General features: G+C 52.5%; 19 protein-coding genes and 1 pseudogene. 8 read left to right on the forward strand and 12 right to left on the reverse strand.

Annotated elements, in window-relative coordinates; all coding sequences use genetic code 11:
- Positions 1-25 precede the first annotated feature (25 nt).
- Positions 26-352, reverse strand: a complete 327-nt coding sequence (locus ABC502_RS03360) for a BolA/IbaG family iron-sulfur metabolism protein (RefSeq protein WP_330086834.1) — start codon at positions 350-352, stop codon at positions 26-28.
- A gap of 128 nt (positions 353-480) precedes the next feature.
- On the reverse strand, positions 481-1,083 hold the full coding sequence (locus tag ABC502_RS03365) for an alpha-ketoglutarate-dependent dioxygenase AlkB (protein WP_330086833.1): 603 nt from the start codon (positions 1,081-1,083) through the stop codon (positions 481-483).
- A gap of 41 nt (positions 1,084-1,124) precedes the next feature.
- On the opposite strand from ABC502_RS03365, the gene ABC502_RS03370 reads away from it, so the two are divergent.
- The 5 genes from ABC502_RS03370 to ABC502_RS03390 all read left to right on the forward strand — a co-directional run bounded on the left by ABC502_RS03370 (position 1,125) and on the right by ABC502_RS03390 (position 5,308).
- Entirely contained in the window at positions 1,125-2,297 is a 1,173-nt protein-coding gene (locus ABC502_RS03370) for a methyltransferase (RefSeq protein WP_345914876.1), read from the forward strand.
- Entirely contained in the window at positions 2,294-2,857 is a 564-nt protein-coding gene (locus ABC502_RS03375; protein ID WP_345914877.1) for a YajG family lipoprotein, read from the forward strand. The genes ABC502_RS03370 and ABC502_RS03375 overlap by 4 nt, the downstream gene beginning before the upstream one ends.
- Positions 2,854-3,444 carry a peptidylprolyl isomerase gene (locus ABC502_RS03380; RefSeq protein WP_330086711.1) on the forward strand — a complete coding sequence of 197 codons (591 nt, stop codon included), beginning with the start codon at positions 2,854-2,856 and terminating at the stop codon, positions 3,442-3,444. Before ABC502_RS03375 ends, ABC502_RS03380 begins: the two co-directional genes overlap by 4 nt.
- A gap of 101 nt (positions 3,445-3,545) precedes the next feature.
- The gene (locus tag ABC502_RS03385) at positions 3,546-3,866 is read left to right on the forward strand and encodes a hypothetical protein (RefSeq protein ID WP_345914878.1); all 321 of its coding nucleotides are present in this window, start codon (positions 3,546-3,548) and stop codon (positions 3,864-3,866) included.
- A gap of 80 nt (positions 3,867-3,946) precedes the next feature.
- Positions 3,947-5,308 (forward strand): MFS transporter, encoded by a 1,362-nt coding sequence (locus tag ABC502_RS03390; RefSeq protein WP_345914879.1) that lies wholly within the window; start codon positions 3,947-3,949, stop codon positions 5,306-5,308.
- 44 nt (positions 5,309-5,352) lie between these two features.
- Here the strand turns inward: ABC502_RS03390 and ABC502_RS03395 are convergent, their stop codons facing one another.
- On the reverse strand, positions 5,353-5,592 hold the full coding sequence (locus tag ABC502_RS03395) for a helix-turn-helix transcriptional regulator (protein WP_330086708.1): 240 nt from the start codon (positions 5,590-5,592) through the stop codon (positions 5,353-5,355).
- Positions 5,593-5,902: 310 nt separating this feature from the next.
- Here ABC502_RS03395 and ABC502_RS03400 point away from each other — a divergent pair, with 310 nt between their 5' ends.
- Positions 5,903-6,076: a hypothetical protein gene (locus ABC502_RS03400; RefSeq protein WP_330086707.1), complete on the forward strand. Its 174-nt coding sequence runs from the start codon at positions 5,903-5,905 to the stop codon at positions 6,074-6,076.
- Positions 6,077-6,101: 25 nt separating this feature from the next.
- Here ABC502_RS03400 and erpA read toward each other — a convergent pair whose 3' ends face one another.
- Positions 6,102-6,443, reverse strand: coding sequence for an iron-sulfur cluster insertion protein ErpA (erpA, locus tag ABC502_RS03405; RefSeq protein WP_330086706.1), 342 nt, complete (start codon positions 6,441-6,443; stop codon positions 6,102-6,104).
- Positions 6,444-6,593: 150 nt separating this feature from the next.
- Here erpA and ABC502_RS03410 point away from each other — a divergent pair, with 150 nt between their 5' ends.
- Entirely contained in the window at positions 6,594-8,324 is a 1,731-nt protein-coding gene (locus ABC502_RS03410) for a chloride channel protein (protein WP_345914880.1), read from the forward strand.
- Positions 8,321-8,749, forward strand: a complete 429-nt coding sequence (locus ABC502_RS03415; protein WP_330086704.1) for a CopD family protein — start codon at positions 8,321-8,323, stop codon at positions 8,747-8,749. The genes ABC502_RS03410 and ABC502_RS03415 overlap by 4 nt, the downstream gene beginning before the upstream one ends.
- Before the next feature lie 2 nt (positions 8,750-8,751).
- On the opposite strand, the gene ABC502_RS03420 is transcribed toward ABC502_RS03415, so the two are convergent.
- The 8 genes and pseudogenes from ABC502_RS03420 to ABC502_RS03455 form a co-directional block, all read right to left on the reverse strand.
- Complete coding sequence (locus ABC502_RS03420) at positions 8,752-10,269, reverse strand: proton-conducting transporter membrane subunit (protein ID WP_345914881.1); 1,518 nt, start codon at positions 10,267-10,269, stop codon at positions 8,752-8,754.
- Entirely contained in the window at positions 10,262-11,761 is a 1,500-nt protein-coding gene (locus ABC502_RS03425; protein WP_330086702.1) for a proton-conducting transporter membrane subunit, read from the reverse strand. Before ABC502_RS03425 ends, ABC502_RS03420 begins: the two co-directional genes overlap by 8 nt.
- Position 11,762: 1 nt before the next feature.
- Positions 11,763-13,182, reverse strand: a pseudogene (locus tag ABC502_RS03430) (proton-conducting transporter membrane subunit).
- On the reverse strand, positions 13,179-13,451 hold the full coding sequence (locus ABC502_RS03435) for an NADH-quinone oxidoreductase subunit K (protein ID WP_345914882.1): 273 nt from the start codon (positions 13,449-13,451) through the stop codon (positions 13,179-13,181). The pseudogene ABC502_RS03430 and the gene ABC502_RS03435 overlap by 4 nt, the downstream one beginning before the upstream one ends.
- The gene (locus tag ABC502_RS03440) at positions 13,448-14,383 is read right to left on the reverse strand and encodes a hydrogenase subunit MbhD domain-containing protein (RefSeq protein WP_345914883.1); all 936 of its coding nucleotides are present in this window, start codon (positions 14,381-14,383) and stop codon (positions 13,448-13,450) included. Before ABC502_RS03440 ends, ABC502_RS03435 begins: the two co-directional genes overlap by 4 nt.
- On the reverse strand, positions 14,380-14,679 hold the full coding sequence (gene mnhG / locus ABC502_RS03445; RefSeq protein ID WP_330086698.1) for a monovalent cation/H(+) antiporter subunit G: 300 nt from the start codon (positions 14,677-14,679) through the stop codon (positions 14,380-14,382). Before mnhG ends, ABC502_RS03440 begins: the two co-directional genes overlap by 4 nt.
- Positions 14,676-14,930 (reverse strand): monovalent cation/H+ antiporter complex subunit F, encoded by a 255-nt coding sequence (locus tag ABC502_RS03450; protein ID WP_345914884.1) that lies wholly within the window; start codon positions 14,928-14,930, stop codon positions 14,676-14,678. The genes mnhG and ABC502_RS03450 overlap by 4 nt, the downstream gene beginning before the upstream one ends.
- Positions 14,924-15,463 carry a Na+/H+ antiporter subunit E gene (locus ABC502_RS03455; protein ID WP_345914885.1) on the reverse strand — a complete coding sequence of 180 codons (540 nt, stop codon included), beginning with the start codon at positions 15,461-15,463 and terminating at the stop codon, positions 14,924-14,926. The genes ABC502_RS03450 and ABC502_RS03455 overlap by 7 nt, the downstream gene beginning before the upstream one ends.
- Between the last annotated feature and the right edge of the window lie 211 nt (positions 15,464-15,674).

Consider the following 15,674-nt stretch of genomic DNA (forward strand, 5'->3'; position numbering starts at 1 on the left):
ATACTCAGGTGGCAGCGAGCAGAGGTCAGACTGGGACTTTTTTCTCTCCTCCCATGCATTTGGGCGATGCCGGAGGTTTTTCTGCATAGTATTCATACCATTCACCTGGAGTGTAGGTATGCAGAGCCAAAGCGTGGATATCTTGTGCCAATTCTTCAGCAACAATAGCATTGACGGAACGATGGCGCTGTAATAAACGCATACCATCAAACTGAGGGGTCACAATCACCACTTTGAAATGAGATTCTGAACCGGGCGGTACATTGTGCATGTGGCTCTCATTGGTTACTTCCAACACCACAGGATCAAATGCATCCAGTAATTTCTGCTCAATACGCGTGTGGATTAACATAGACTTCATCCTTTATTGGTCCTTCTCTTTTACTCTAGTTAAGTCCACCGGACTTGCCAGTGCCTTTTTACTGTCAAGCATTTTGTTGGCAGCTAACCGGCTGGTGGCTCATGAAAAAATAAATTGGTCTAAACAAAGGGCACAATATAACGAAACGTCAAATTTAGTCGTCCAGCCGTTAGACGGCTTTGTTTAGGAATTCGGTGTAGCCAGTATTGCTGGGTGCTGCCGGACATGAACAAGAGATCCCCATGCCCCAGTTCCAGTTGCAACTGCCAGGGTTGATAGCGATGCTTTAAATCAAAACGCCGGGCCTGCCCCAGGCTTAGCGAAGCAATACCGGGTTCAGGCCCCAGCTCAGGCTCATTATCGGCATGCCATCCCATATGGTCAGTCCCCGCTCGGTACCAGTTTAGCAACACCGAGTTAAAGGGCCGCTCCAACTGCTGTGATAGTTGCTGTTGCCACATGGCAACCAGGGGGTGCCATGGTTCTGGTGCAAAGGAGGTTCCTGAATAACGATAGTGGGCAGTGCTGTCCCCCATCCAGACCTGACGTCTCGGGATCGGATGTTCACGGCCAAATAGCCGGATAGAGGGCTGCTGCCATGCCAACTGCTGCACCAGTTGCTGATAACCGGCACAGGCCTCAGGCTCTGCCAACCAGCCGCGCCAAAGCAGCAAATGAGCATCAGGTAGTTGCCAGCACTCTGGCTTGAGCTGCCTATCCACACGTGTCAAAATAGCTGTCACTCTTTTTAAGCTGAATTTGCATGAATACGCATTTTACGTTGGCAGAAATCCATCTGCAATTAAAGCGCTGGCCAGCCGAGACTAATTTCATCAATCTGCAAGCCTGGGATGCTGTGGATGAGCTGCTACTGACTGAAGCATTCCGTCAATTGGAAATGCTATCAGTTTCTGAGCGAAGCGCTTTGCCGGTGCTACTGCTGAACGATCAGTTTGGTGCTTTAACCTGTGCCCTGATTGCTCGCTACCCGGAATTAACCTTGGTACACTGCAGCGACTCCTATATCAGCCAACAAGCCTGCCTGGCTAATCTCCAACTAAACCAGCTAGCTACCAAGCAGTTAACTTTTATAGATAGCCTGGCACCACTGCCAGACTCTGCAGCACTCACCCTGTTAAGGGTTCCGCGCGATCACGGTTTTCTCGGCTTTCAGCTGCAGCAATTAGCCCCACTTATCACCAACAGCCAACAACTGATTGTGGCGGCCAGGGCCCGTGATATCCATAAAAACCTGCTGCAATTATTCAGCCAGCATATCGGGCCTAGCAAGGCCTCACTAGCTATTCGAAAGTGCCGCTACCTGCACTGCCAACCCGCAGCAGTACAACAAAAACCGCAATCATTATGGCCAAAGATCTGGCCATTGACAGGCACAGGCCTGCAACTGGTCAATCATGCTAATGTGTTCAGCGGAGAAAAACTTGATGTTGGTGCCCGCTTCTTTTTACAACACCTGCCAGAGACCCAGGCCGGCGAACAACTGGTCGATTTAGGTTGTGGCAATGGAGTGCTGGGTTTATCGGCACTGGCGGCTAACACTGAGCTCGTTGTCACCTTTTGTGATGAGTCTGCTATGGCAGTAGCTTCAGCACAGCAAAGCGTGCAACTCAGCCTGCCGAAGCTGCTGCCGAATTGCACTTTTTTACAGGATGATGGTCTGAGCAAACTGGCCGATCAGAGTATGAATTGGGTGCTATGCAATCCACCGTTCCACCAACAGGATACAGTGACAACCCATCTGGCCCGCCAAATGTTCACGGATGCATTTCGGGCACTAAAACCCGGCGGTAAACTGCGGATCGTAGCGAACCGCCACCTACCTTATGCACAAGAGCTAACACAGTTGTTTGGTGGGGTACGTTGTCTGGCCAGTCACCCCAAGTTTGTTATTCTTGAATCGGAGCGAAGAAGATGAAGTTGCCATTAATCGTGCTGTTGGGGTTGGTGTTGTCTGGCTGTGCCAGCCCACTCCGCCCTTTGTTTGTCAGTCCGGGTATTGAAACGACACCTCAGTTGCACTTAAATGCAACCAGCTTCCATTGGCAATTGCAGGATAAGCGCACTAAACCAGCGATGCTAAGCATCCAAAAAGCAGAACAGACAGTCAGCCTACAAAACAAACCCGATTGGCGTAACACGCTGCAACAACACCTGCGACAACATTTTATAGCCGCCGGAGCCCGGCTGGATCCAGCAGCACAAACAACCTTGCAATTTAATGTGCTGACCCTGGAGGCCAAAGCGAAACAACATCCACTCGATCATGAAGTCCATTCCGAGGTAGTCATTGAGGTTGCCATCAGCTCAAAAGCCGGGCATTACCGCAAACGCTTTCATGGCAACAGTAGTTATACTGCACCATTTAAAGTAGATCCGGCCTCAGTCGAACGAGAACTGAGCCAACTGACAGAACGGGTGCTGCAGGATATCCTCTCGGATATACACTGGCAGCAGTATTTAAGGAGACATGCATGAAAACTCTTGTGATTAGCTTATTTGCAGGACTGTTCTGGCTCAGCCAAGCGGCAACAGCAGGTGAAAGCTTGCAACCGGACAACCTCTTTCCCAAGGTGATACTGCACACCTCGTTAGGGGATATTACCGTGGAACTGGATCGCAGCAGAGCACCAATCGCTGTCAATAATTTTTTAAGTTATGTCAAAACCCAGCGCTACAACAACACAGTTTTTCACCGCCTGATTCGTGACTTTGTGCTGCAAGGCGGTGGTTATAATCAAGATTTTGAGCCTATTACTACGCTTGATGCTATTTTTAACGAATCCGGCAATGGCCTGCGTAATGAGATGGGTACCATTGCCATGGCCCGCACCAGCAATCCACATAGCGCTACCAGCCAGTTTTATTTCAACTTATCCGACAACGATAATCTGAACCCGGGTGCCCGCTGGGGCTATACCGTTTTTGGCCGCGTCATGGCTGGTATGGATGCGTTGCAGCAGGCGAATGCGTGGGAAACAGCACAACATAAAGTTACTGGCTGGCCAGATGTGCCAGTGGAGCCCATTGTGCTGCATCGCATCAGCCTGGTTCCTGAAGGCTAAATAAAACAGCGGCTATTTTTCCCGACAGCAGCATACCGGCCAGCTATACTTGCAATAGCAGCAATCTATTTTGCAAGCATCACAAGTACAGAGGTCGGTGTATGCTGGAACAATTTATAGAACTCAAGACGCGCCAACTGATATTTTACACCGCCCGCTACTTTCGGGGCAGGATCCCACATCAGGAGCTACATCTCTTTATCTGGGACACACTGGAAGAGTGGGCGCAGTTTGGCATTCAATTAAAAACACCGCAAAATCATCAGGAGCAGGTATTCTGGCATCTGCTGCATCAGTTGGAGTTTTGGCCAGAGCAACAACTAAAAACCGATCAGGTACTGCAGCAAAACATTCAACACTGCCTTAGCTATCTGCGTGGCAAAGGCAATATACCTTTGGATTGTGTTGGAATTCGTCCCTGACCTTTATAATGGCAACAGCTTGACCCTCTCTACGAGCAAGGTAAGCTAGTATCTTAGTAACCCAGAAAAGTGAGCCTGTTTTGTCTCTAATATCCTCTTTCGCATCCGCTGCTCAGCTGTACTGCCAACGCCGGGTTGCCATCATTTTCTTACTTGGCTTTTCTTCCGCTTTGCCCATGATGCTGGTTTTTGGCGTCTTGTCTTTTTGGCTACGGGAAGCGGAAGTATCGCGTGCTGAAATCGGTTACTTCAGTTGGGTCGCTCTGGCCTATAGTATTAAATGGCTTTGGTCGCCGCTGGCTGATCACCTGGCATTGCCCAAACTGCATCGATGGCTGGGTAGACGACGAAGCTGGTTGCTGCTGTCACAAACATTGGTAATGCTTGCAATTTTTGGCATGGCCAGCAGCGATCCTCAACAAAACCTGGCAATGATGGCAGGCTTTGCGGTGCTTCTTGCTTTTGCTTCGGCCACTCAAGATATCAATGTGGATGCCTTTCGCATCGAAAGTGGTCCCAAAGAGGTCCAGGCCGCTCTGGCGGCGGCCTATCTGACCGGCTACCGGCTCGCCATGATTTTTGCCTCTGCCGGCACCCTGTGGCTAGCTGCTGTATTTTCCGGTGGTAGCCGTGATTATCAGTTGCATGGCTGGCAACAAGCTTATGGGGTGATGGCTCTTTGTATGCTCTTAGGTATTCTGGCCACCTTCTTCAGCAAAGAGCCAAGCAGCCAACTCATTCAGACGCAGCGCAGTGAAGGCAGCCCGCTGCATCGTTTCGCTCTCTGGTTACAACAAGCTGCTGTGGCACCTTTTATCGACTTTTTCCAGCGTTATAAATGGCAAGCTTTGCTTATCCTGGCGCTGATTGCCTGCTATCGATTATCTGATATCGTCATGGGTGTGATGGCAAATGCATTTTACGTGGATATGGGGTTCAGCAAAGAGGAAGTTGCCACTGTTTCTAAAGTTTATGGCGTGATCATGACCCTGTTAGGTGCTGCACTCGGAGGCTACCTGATCACCCGTTTCGGCATTCTCCGCATTCTTTTACTTGGTGCTATCCTCAGTGCGGTGACCAATGTATTGTTTTCTGTACTCAGCCATATTGGCCATGATCTTGTGTGGCTTACGGTGGTGATCTCAGCAGACAACCTCAGTGCAGGCATCGCCACCAGTGCTTTTATTGCCTATTTGTCGTCACTGGTAAACCTGGCCTTCACGGCAACCCAATACGCCATGTTTAGCTCACTGATGTTATTGTTACCAAAGTTTACCGGTGGATTTGCAGGTGTGTGGGTGGATATGATGGGATACAGTCAATTTTTTATCTTCTCGGCCTTACTGGGCGCTCCTGCTGTGCTACTTATTTTGCTTATCCAGAAAAAAACTGTCTTTGCGGAGCCTGTCTTGCAATCTGCATCGGATAAGCCTGCGTCATGAAAAAAGGGATACCGGCTGGTATCCCTTTGTAATTGAATAGCTTGTTAATTCAAAGCCTGTTTCAACCCTTCTGCAGGATCAACATCCAATGCCTGGCAGTAGCGAATAAATTCAACCACATCCAGCCGACGCTCCTGATTTTCCACCTTACCAATAAAGGAATGCGGAGTTCCCAGCAATTCAGACAAACTGCGCATTGTATGCCCTTTTTCCTGGCGCTGACGCTTTAACCAAACACAAAGCCGCTTATTCTCTTCAGAAATAACGCTTTTACCACCTTTCATTTTATGATGTACTCCCAGCGTTTAAGACGCTTTTATTATGAAGTCCTGAGGATTTATGCCCACATTCATGACGTCGGCAGAAACCAAGCGTCATGAAAACACCCCCATTAAAGCATAGGATGCGACAAGCGTACAGTTACAGGAGTTAAAAAACAGGGTTTGCCTTGACAGTTTGAGCAGTAACCGTTAGGAAAAACCTATAATAGGGAAAGCATCCACCTGATGAGCAACATAGTCATATGTGAATTCGTCAGCGAGGTTGTTTTCTTCTATACTGGCAATCAATGAACACATGAAGTCTGGGAGTATCATGATTCGGTTGATTTTTTTGCTGCCTTTACTGATGTTTGCAGCCTGGTTTTGGTTTTTGCAAAGCCAGGGGCTTAGCATGCAGCAAGGCAAGAAAGGTTTTATTTATATTGCCATTTTTAATCTGGCGATTGGCGTTTTGCTAGCAGGGATCATCTGGCTAACACAGCGGTAAATAACATCTTTACCGCTTATCAGCATTAAACAGAGAAAGATGAACCACAGCCACAAGTTGTCGTAGCATTCGGGTTACTGACAATAAAACGGCTGCCCTGCAAACCATCGGTGTAGTCGACAGTTCCTCCCATCAGGTACTGCAGACTCATTGGATCTACCACCATGCTGACCCCCTGCTTTTCCAGCACGAAATCCCCTTCATTCACTTTTTCGTCGAAGGTAAAACCATACTGAAAGCCTGAGCAGCCCCCACCTGTGATATAGACACGCAGTTTCAGTTCCGGATTTTCTTCTTCAGTTACCAGCGCCAGTACTTTTTCGGCGGCAGCATCGGTAAATTCCAGTGGTACCTGAAAATCTGACATACATACTCCAAGAGCAAAACTAAGGTGCGAATTATCCAATACCTGACTGTTTTATTCAAGTATTGTACAAATACCAGGATGAAGGAAAAAATTTCTGCTTTTACACCAGTCTGTTACACTATAGGAAGTTGAGTCCAATGCCGCCTTACAATGAAACGATGGTCCCAGAGCCTGCAATGGCTGCACCAAACATTGCCTGGCTTGCGCAAACAACTTGCCCTGCCACAAACTTCGTTGCAACTCTGCCTGCTAGGAGCACTAGGGGGCTTACTGGCTGCAGTGCTGATTGTGTTATTTCGGCTGGCAATCATAGCACTGCAAAGTCTTTATCTGGATAAATTCGACGATTTCTCAACTGCAGCCCAGGAACTTCGCTGGCTATTGCCTTTTATCGGTGCTTTTTGTATCGGCCTGATTGCGTTACTCACTGGCTATAAGCATTATCGGCTGGGCATTCCATTTGTGATTCACCGTATGAAAACCATGTACGGCCTGATGCCATTTCGTAACACCTTTAATCAGTTTTTCGGCGGTGTGGCCGCTCTGGCCAGTGGTTTTTCCGTTGGACGGGAAGGCCCATCGGTACACCTTGGTGCTTATGGTGCCAGCTTTGTTGGCAAGAAATTAAAGCTGCCCTACAACAGCATTCGCACCCTGGTTGGTTGTGGTATTGCCGCTGGTATTGCCGCCTCGTTTAATACCCCGCTGGCCGCTGTGATCTTCGTAATGGAAGTAGTGCTCCGGGAATACCGTATCCATGTGTTTATCCCAGTTATGCTGGCCGCTGTAGTGGGTGCACTGATCACCCGGCAGGTCTTTGGCATGGAGCGCGAGCTGGCCATTTTACAAATCAGCACTCTGCCTGGCTGGCATTTCCCCTACCTCATCTTGTGTGGTGTGCTTATTGGTATGGTCGCTTTTGTGTTTAACACCAATATGATGCGTATTATCCGCTGGTTTAAAAACTGGCCCTTACCAGTCCGTTTATTACTGGCAGCAACTATCACAGCCGCCGTAGGCATGTTGATACCGCAAGCCATGGGTGCTGAAACCGGTGCCATTCAATACGCCGTGGAAGCACCAACCGATGTGCAACTGTTACTGGCGCTCTTTGTCGGCAAAATGATTTTAACCATTTTTGCCCTTGGTCTTGGCGTTCCTGGCGGTGTAGTTGGTCCTATCTTCGGTATCGGTATCGTCTTTGGCACTTTGCTGGCGCTGCTTCCCGGCCTACTGCATGGCCACAGTGATCATGCCGGTACCTATGCCGTGCTTGGGATGGCAGGTTTGATGGCGGCCTGCCTGCATGCCCCACTGGCAGCTTTGGTGGCTGTGATGGAGCTGGCTTCCAACCCGGATATTATCTTGCCTGCCATGCTGGTGATTGCGACTGCTTATGTCACCGGGGTGCAGTTCTGTCACACCAAATCGCTGTTTTTGATGCAGTTGGATTTCCTGCAATTGCCGTATAAAGTATCGCCGGCGGCTGATCTGCTGCAAAAAGTTGGCGTACTGGCGCAGCTTGATCATCGTTACCACTTGATGATTGAGGCCGATGAAGCAAGCACTCGCCAGCAACTGGATCGCTTAGCGGCCGATGAACTGCTGCTGCTTAAAAGCACGAAGGATAACGAACCTCAGTATCAATTGGCCAGTTACGATGTTAGCTTGTCACTGACAGGACAGGATGCTATCCACTATCTGCCGGTGCCGGTAGTTAGCCAGCAAGCCACCATGGCTGAAGTACACCACTTGCTGGAAGCAAGTCGTGAAGGGGCCGTTTGCGTTATCGACGATACCCGGCAACACCCAGAGCCTGTAGGTTTGGTACGCTGGGATCAGGTCCAAAGCTTATTGGTAAAACAGAATAACTTACTATGACATTACTACTGATTTATAAAGCGCTGCACCTGATTTTTATGGTGGCCTGGTTTGCCGGTATCTTTTACCTGCCGCGGCTTTTTGTCTACCATGCCGAAACCAACAACCCGGATATTCAGGCGCAATTCAAAGTGATGGAGCGTCGCTTGCTGTTTTTTGTGACGCCCTTTGCCATCCTGACGCTGGTGTTTGGTCTCTTACTGATCCAGGCTTACGGCATGGACTGGTTTCGTGCCAGCCGCTGGCTGCATTACAAGTTGCTGCTGGTGACCATCCTCTATGGCTACCATGGCTACTGCTTTAAATTGCTGGCCGATTTTAAAGCTGACAGGAATAACCGCACAGGTCGTTTTTACCGCTGGTTTAATGAAATGCCGGTGCTGATTTTGTTCGCCACCATCTTACTGGCGGTGCTAAAGCCTTAGGTTCAGCTTAGTAACCAAAGCAGCAGCACCACGGCCAGCAAGATGCTGCTGCCAAGCGGTAACAATGCCTGTTGGTTGAGCCAGCGATTGGCCCGACGCTCCTGCCGCCGCCACTTTGGCAGTTGCAGCCCAAACTCACGATTGCTTTTGGTCTGATAGCAGGATTTTAACCACAAAGACCAGCCCAGCGCCGAGCTAAGTGGATCCTGCCAGCCTGTTGGAAGCGGCCGGCCTTGTTTTAGCCAATACCCGTACAACAAAGCTGCCAATACGACTGGCCAAAGCGCAGCGAACAAAGCGCCAGGCTGCAGCGCCTGCCACCAGAGCGGCTGCAGCGCTGTCAGCCACCAGGGCATGCTCAGCGAAGCCAGCGCCAGTAGCAGCCAGCCAAGGCTGGCAGTGACCGGCAGTCTTGGATTTGCTGGCTGATGCTGCTGACGCAACAACACCAATAAATGCCAGGCCAACAAGGCCGTGCTAAACGCCCCCAAGATCAGTACAGCAGGCAGCAGCGGCCAATCCGCAAAACTGCTCTGCCCGAGCCCTTCCTTTAAACCATACTTGACCGCAGCACCGGAGCTCAGTGGTAACGCAGTAAGGCTGACTAACGGCCATAGCAGCGCCAGCCAGTGCCAGCCCTGCAACCGGTAGCTGCTCACAGCCCCTGCCGCCAGGAATAATGCCGATTTCAGCAAGGCATGATGACAGCCATACCACACCAGCAACCAGACAGCCTGAGTCTGGTAATCGGCCGGGCTACTCCAGTACAACACCAGTGCTAATAGTAAATAGCCCATCTGGCTGACCGAAGAGTAGGCCAGTACCACCTTGGGTTTGCGATGCAGCAATGCCAGCCAGGCACCGAACAAAGCCGAACTAAAGCACAACAGCAGCAACCAGGGCAGCCAGTGCATTAACAGCGCATCACCAGCCGGAATAAACTGCCAGAGCCCAAACAAACCGGCTTTGATCATGGCGCCGGATAACACCGCACTGGCTGGTGCCGGTGCCGCCGGGTGCGCTTGTGGTAACCAGATATGCAGCGGGAAAAACCCGGCTTTTAAACCAAAACCCAGCAACAGCAGCGCCAGAGTGAGCGGTGTTAATGCAGCGGAGCTTAAGTCCGCTATCACCAAGGCCCCCCCGGCAGCATCCACCCGCAACAACAAAGCCGCAAACAGCAACAGCTCACCCAAGATAGCCAACTGCAGGTACAAACGTCCGGCGCGCCGGGCTGCACTTTGACCACTGTGGATCACCAGGCCATAAGCCGACAGACTCATCAGGGCAAAGCCGAGATAGAAACCCAGCACATCCTGCGCCAGTAACAGCAGCAGGTTGCCAGCCATGGCCAGACTAAAGCTGCTCCAGTACAGGGTTTTGCGCTTGCTGATGGTACTAAGGCTATACAGACCGGCACAGAGCCAAAGCAGCAAGGTAAAGCCAAACCAGAGTGCCACAGGCCCCTGCGGCATCGAAAAGTCGGCTCCAGGCCATAGCAAGGCTTGTAGCTCAGTCATAACTAAACTCCCGCTCCACAATCAGCTTGCTCCAGCTGAGCGGGCTAATCTCAGTACCTGCGAGCAGTCCCATCAGCACAATCAACAATGCCGTGACCACAGGTGGCAACAGCAGCATCCAGTGAGTTTCAAAACGCTTTGACAGCGGCTTCGGAGCTGGAAAATTGCCGGTAGGAAGGCACCAGATGCGATAAATCAGCGGCAGAAAATACATCGCATTGAGCGCACTGGAGGTCAGCAGCACCAACAGTACCAGCGGATACCCCGCCTCCAACGCGCCGCTGGCCAGATACCACTTGCTGATCATACCAGCGGTTGCCGGTAGCCCTATCATACCGCAGGCCCCCAGCGTAAAAGCCATGCTGCTAAGCGGCATGCGCCGCCCTACGCCGTTTAGCTCACGAATTTTATGAATGCCCAAAGTTTCGGCAAAGTTACCGGCACAGAAAAACAGTGTGATTTTCATCACGCCCTGATGCACCAGATGCACCAGGCCGCCCACAGCCGCTACCGGCCCGAGCATCGCCACACCCAGCGTGACATAAGACACCTGACTGACGGTCGAGTACGCCAACCGACGCTTGAGATCCTGCTGCTGCAAAGCGCGCCAGGAGCCATATAAAATAGTGGCAGAGGCCAGCAACACCAGTGGCCAGGTTAGATCCAGCTGCTGCATCACCTCGACGCCAAAGACATCGTACACCACCCGCACAATGCCAAAAGCACCGGCCTTGACCACAGCGACCGCATGCAGCAGGGCACTGACCGGTGCAGGTGCTACCATGGCCTCAGGCAGCCAGCCATGCAAGGGCAACAAGGCTGCTTTTACCCCAAGCCCAGTGATCAGCAACACAAAGGCCAGCATCAACAAGCCACTGTGCTCAGCCAGTAAAGGGCTTAAATACCCCCCAGGCATAAATACCGGGCTACCGGTCAGGCTATGCAATAATGCAGCCCCCAGCATCAGCACCACGCCACCACTGATGGTGTACGCCAGGTAGCGCCTGCCAGCTCGAAGCGACGCTACCGTGCCGCGATGCACCACCAACGGGAAGGTGGCCAGGGTCAGTAGCTCGTAAAACAGCACAAAACTGATCAGATTGCCCGACAACGCCAGCCCGACGGTAGCACTGACGCACAAACTAAAGTAACCAAAGAAACGCGAACGCAGTGGTGAACCTTCCAGGTAACCAATGGCATACAAGGTCGTCACCAGCCAGAGCACCGAGGACAAGAGCACAAACTGCAGCGATAATGCATCGCCATGCAGGATAAAAGATCCACCGGGTAAAAACGGCAACTCAAAGTAATAATCTTCGCCGGCTTTGACCCCTTGCCACATCCAGGCCACCAACAGCAGTTTCACCAGCACACCGCCCAGGTTCAGCGCGGTGCGCAGGGCAAAACGATGCTCCGCCAGGCTAAAAATCAATAGGCCTGGCAATAACGAGCTCAGCACAATCAACAGCGGCAACCAGCTATTCCAGTCCATCTCAGCCTCCCAGCCAGCTCAGCAGTGACCCACTGGCAAAAGCCAGCATCCAGACCAGCAAGGCAGGCAGCAATGCCAACCACTGCGGCAACAAGGCAGGAGCAAAATCTGGACTGACCGGCCTGGCCCGGTTAAAAGCCAGCACCACCAGACGAAAGATATAAGCCGCAGAAAGCAAGGTACCGGCCAGAATAACCGGCAACAGCCACCACAATTGGCTGTGGTGCCATAGCGGCAGCAGCATGTGCCATTTCGCCACAAAGCCACCACTTGGTGGCAGACCAATCAGACTACCGCCCGCCACCGCCACGGCAAACATGGCCAACGGCATGGTCTGGCTGGCACCGCGGAAGGTGCTAAGCCGTTTACCACCCAACCGCAGCTGCATTTCCCCCCACAGCCAAGAAGGTGGATGTTTTGGCCAGGGCATGCGCCAGTACAAAGAGAAAGAGTGCCTGGGTAAGGGCCGGATCGTGAAGCTGCAGTATCAAGCCAAGTGCCAGCAAACCATAACCCAACTGGGCCACGGTCGAATAAGCCACCATCACCTTGGCGTAAGGGGTCCGAAGCGCCGACCAACCACCGGCCAACAGTGCCATACTGCCAGTGAGCAGGAACAGCCAACTGCCAGTGACAGCCAGCTCAGGGCCGGCCAACTGACTCCAGATCATATAGAGCATAAAGAGCGGCCCTTTCACCACCAGCGCCGACAACAACGCACTGACCGGAGCCGGAGCAGCCGCATGGGCGTCGGGTAGCCAGATATGCAGAGGCCATAGCGCTGCTTTGAGCATCAGGCCTGCCGTGATCAACCAGAGCGCCAGCCGATGATCGACCGGCTGCTCGCTGATTGCAACAGCAAGTTGCGGTACATCCAACCAGCCATAGTGACCATAGAGCAGGGCAACGCCGAGTAAATAGCATAGTGAGGCAGCCAGCGACAACAGCAGATAGCGCATGGCGGCTTGCAACGCCTTTTTGCCACTGAGTAACACCAGAGCCACAGCTGCCAGACCAAGCAACTCCAGTGTGACATACCAGTTAAACAAATCGACCGACAAGAACAAGGACGATAACGCCGCCTGCAACAAGGCAGACAACGGCCAGAAATCGGCCGATAAGCCAGCATCGCGCCACTGACTTAGGCTGTAACTGGCGACCAGGCTATGGATCAGCGCCGTCATCAACAACAGTAGCGCCGAGAGTTCATTCAACTGCCAGCGAATGGCAAGGCCCGTCTGCCAGCCTCCCAACTGCATAGTAGCGGGCCCAGCAGTCACCACCTGCCACAAGGCAGCCACCGCCAGCAGCAGGCTGAACAAAGTACTCAGCCATACCAGCCAGGCGGCCTGACGACGCCAGCACAAGGCCAACACAGCAGCGAACAGTGGCACCAATACTGCCGCCAGAGCAAAGCTCATGTCGGCTCCGATAACGTTCGGGCCACCAGGGCCAGGGCAAAAGCAGTGGCACTCACAGCCACCACCAGTCCGGTCAGTACCAGCGCATGCAAGACGCCATCCGCCGGCTCGGTGCGGGCAGACAGCGTCACCATTACCAGAAAAACGGCGGCGCCCATCAGGTTCAGCGCAATAATCCGCCTTAGCAATTCAGGACCACGAATCAGGCCATAGCAACCAATGCCCCAGAGCGCTGCCGCTATCAACAGATACCAATGCACCAGACTCATGCGGTCAACTCCTTCCGCTCACCGACCACCAACAAGGTCAGGGTCAGGCCAATAGCCAGGGTGGCACACAGCTCAATCAGCAAAATCAGTCCTTTGGCGAGTGGCAGTGGCCAACGCAGCCACTGCACTGCTTGCTCTGGCTGCCAATTCAGCCACACACTGAGCAAGCCAGCCAGCAAAAACGCCAGTACACCAGCTAAAATCAAGGCCCGCACCCACCACATATCGAAACGAAGCGCCGGCAGTTGACCATTTAGCCGCAGCACTACCAGCGCAGCGGCCAGCAAAGCACCGGCCTGAAAAGCGCCACCCGGCGCAGTGGCGCCACGCCAGAGCACAAAAAAAGCCACCAGCACCAACAACGGTAACAGGCGAATACTCCACTGTCTGGCTAAAGGCCAGTGCTGCAATGCGGCCGGCTCTGGCGCTGCCACTAAGCGGCTGCCAAGCAGTGCCAACAGCAACACCAGCAATTCCAGTAAGGTATCCCAGGCGCGAAAGTTCAGCAGCACCGCCGTAACCAGATGCTCGGTACCACTGCTACCCAACTGCTCCAGCGCTGCCGGCAACTGACTGTGTGCTGGTTGCAGCGGCAGTTGCCACAGGGTCCAGCCAAGCACTGCGCTCATCGCTATACACAGCACCAAAGCAGGTAATAGCTCCATCCTGCTGATGCGTACCGGTGGTGTGATTGATTTTGGCTGCCTCGCTAAGGCTGAAAACAACAAAGCACCGGTCAGGCCAGCGCCTATGGCCGCCTCTGCCAGTGCCAAATCGGCGGCTCCCAATCGGGCCCAGGCCAGAGCCAGCATCAAACCAAACACCACATAAAGCATGACCGCCGCGGCCAACTGACGGGCCAGTATCGTCGCCAGCGCCAACACCAGCAGCAAGACGCCAAGCAAAGCATCGAACCAGAAATCACCGCTCATTCTGCCGGCTCCTCTTGGTCCGTTGTCTGCTCTCGGCCATACTGACCAAGCAACTGACAGGAAATGGTGCCAGATAGCATCACCAGCCCCCAGATCAGCAGCATCAATAAAAATCGTTGCCAATCTTGCTGCAGCACACCAAGACCAAGCACGATAAAACCCAGCCCCAGCGTATCGGCTTTCGTCACCGCATGCAGCCGACAAAAAACATCCGGAAAACGCAGTACCCCAAGGCTACCTGCCAAAAAAAACAGCAACCCCAGGATCAACAACACAGCACCCAGCCAGGCCATCATTTGCGCTGCTCCTGCTTTAACCGCTGCACAAAAGCAGCTGGCACCACAGCAGCCAGTAACGCAATGATCAAAGCCACCTCCAGCAAGGCAGGCTGTGCCAACGCTTGAGATAACAACAGTAAAATGGCCACCCCTCCGCTGCCCAACAACTGAATGGCCAAAAGACGATTGACCAGATCAGGTCCGCGCCAGACCCGCCACAGTCCCAATAGCACCGTCAGTAAAATCGCAACAGCCATTGCCATCAACATAGTGGTTGCTCCGCAGCCAGCAACAGGCTTAACCGCTGCTCCAACCTGGCAACGCTCTGCTGCCAGTCATTATTGTCAGTTAACAGATGCAACTCCAGCCAGGCAGTCTCCACCCTGCTTTCACCGGACAAACAACTGCGGCAGACAGTGGTTCCGGGCAATAAACTAATCAGGCATGCCAGCATCCGCTGGGAACTTGTTTGTTGCAGGCGAACGGGATAACGCTGCCAATTAGGTGTAATAGCTGATACAGGTTGTAGTGCACGCCAGGCAACATCAAAGCCACCCCGCCACATTTCTATCAGAAAATAGCCGGTAAAAGCTGGTAGATGACGCCAGCGTAATCGGAGTAAAGGGGCGGGCCAGCGCTCCGATAACCAAAGCAGCAGTGGCAATATCATGGCAAAAAACCACCAACCTTCACCGCCGCCTAACACAAACCAGAGCGATGCATAGAGCACAGCACGGCACGCCAGACGCTGTAGGCGACTGGCCAAGGCGGAACTTGCTGGCTGTGCTGATGATGGCTGCATAACGGTCCTTAAAACGATTGCTTTAGCTTTACTGTTTGAAATAAAAAACAAAACATCATTTATACTATGGGCAAACCCTTAAAAATTCAAACCACCCACACCAAAGTGACTGCAACTGCATTCGCCTTTCCCCCATGCTATGACGTATAATCTGCAGCCAGCAGCAGACTGTCCGGCAAACCTGCATTGCCGCAGTCACCCTTCAACCCGT

The organism is Alkalimonas sp. NCh-2 (assembly GCF_039631345.1).
Lineage (GTDB): Bacteria > Pseudomonadota > Gammaproteobacteria > Enterobacterales > Alteromonadaceae > Alkalimonas > Alkalimonas mucilaginosa.

What these genes read in the sequence shown, in the direction of transcription:
- ABC502_RS03375 (WP_345914877.1), top strand. Translation starts at nt 2,294, where the DNA reads ATGAAGTTGCCATTAATCGTGCTGTTGGGGTTGGTGTTGTCTGGCTGT.
- ABC502_RS03450 (WP_345914884.1), bottom strand. Translation starts at nt 14,930, where the DNA reads ATGTTGATGGCAATGGCTGTTGCGATTTTACTGACGGTGCTATTGGGA.
- ABC502_RS03420 (WP_345914881.1), bottom strand. Translation starts at nt 10,269, where the DNA reads ATGACTGAGCTACAAGCCTTGCTATGGCCTGGAGCCGACTTTTCGATG.
- erpA (WP_330086706.1), bottom strand. Translation starts at nt 6,443, where the DNA reads ATGTCAGATTTTCAGGTACCACTGGAATTTACCGATGCTGCCGCCGAA.
- ABC502_RS03380 (WP_330086711.1), top strand. Translation starts at nt 2,854, where the DNA reads ATGAAAACTCTTGTGATTAGCTTATTTGCAGGACTGTTCTGGCTCAGC.
- ABC502_RS03400 (WP_330086707.1), top strand. Translation starts at nt 5,903, where the DNA reads ATGATTCGGTTGATTTTTTTGCTGCCTTTACTGATGTTTGCAGCCTGG.
- ABC502_RS03395 (WP_330086708.1), bottom strand. Translation starts at nt 5,592, where the DNA reads ATGAAAGGTGGTAAAAGCGTTATTTCTGAAGAGAATAAGCGGCTTTGT.
- ABC502_RS03455 (WP_345914885.1), bottom strand. Translation starts at nt 15,463, where the DNA reads ATGCAGCCATCATCAGCACAGCCAGCAAGTTCCGCCTTGGCCAGTCGC.
- mnhG (WP_330086698.1), bottom strand. Translation starts at nt 14,679, where the DNA reads ATGATGGCCTGGCTGGGTGCTGTGTTGTTGATCCTGGGGTTGCTGTTT.
- ABC502_RS03385 (WP_345914878.1), top strand. Translation starts at nt 3,546, where the DNA reads ATGCTGGAACAATTTATAGAACTCAAGACGCGCCAACTGATATTTTAC.
- ABC502_RS03370 (WP_345914876.1), top strand. Translation starts at nt 1,125, where the DNA reads ATGAATACGCATTTTACGTTGGCAGAAATCCATCTGCAATTAAAGCGC.
- ABC502_RS03360 (WP_330086834.1), bottom strand. Translation starts at nt 352, where the DNA reads ATGTTAATCCACACGCGTATTGAGCAGAAATTACTGGATGCATTTGAT.
- ABC502_RS03440 (WP_345914883.1), bottom strand. Translation starts at nt 14,383, where the DNA reads ATGAGCGGTGATTTCTGGTTCGATGCTTTGCTTGGCGTCTTGCTGCTG.
- ABC502_RS03435 (WP_345914882.1), bottom strand. Translation starts at nt 13,451, where the DNA reads ATGAGTCTGGTGCATTGGTATCTGTTGATAGCGGCAGCGCTCTGGGGC.
- ABC502_RS03415 (WP_330086704.1), top strand. Translation starts at nt 8,321, where the DNA reads ATGACATTACTACTGATTTATAAAGCGCTGCACCTGATTTTTATGGTG.
- ABC502_RS03425 (WP_330086702.1), bottom strand. Translation starts at nt 11,761, where the DNA reads ATGGACTGGAATAGCTGGTTGCCGCTGTTGATTGTGCTGAGCTCGTTA.
- ABC502_RS03410 (WP_345914880.1), top strand. Translation starts at nt 6,594, where the DNA reads ATGAAACGATGGTCCCAGAGCCTGCAATGGCTGCACCAAACATTGCCT.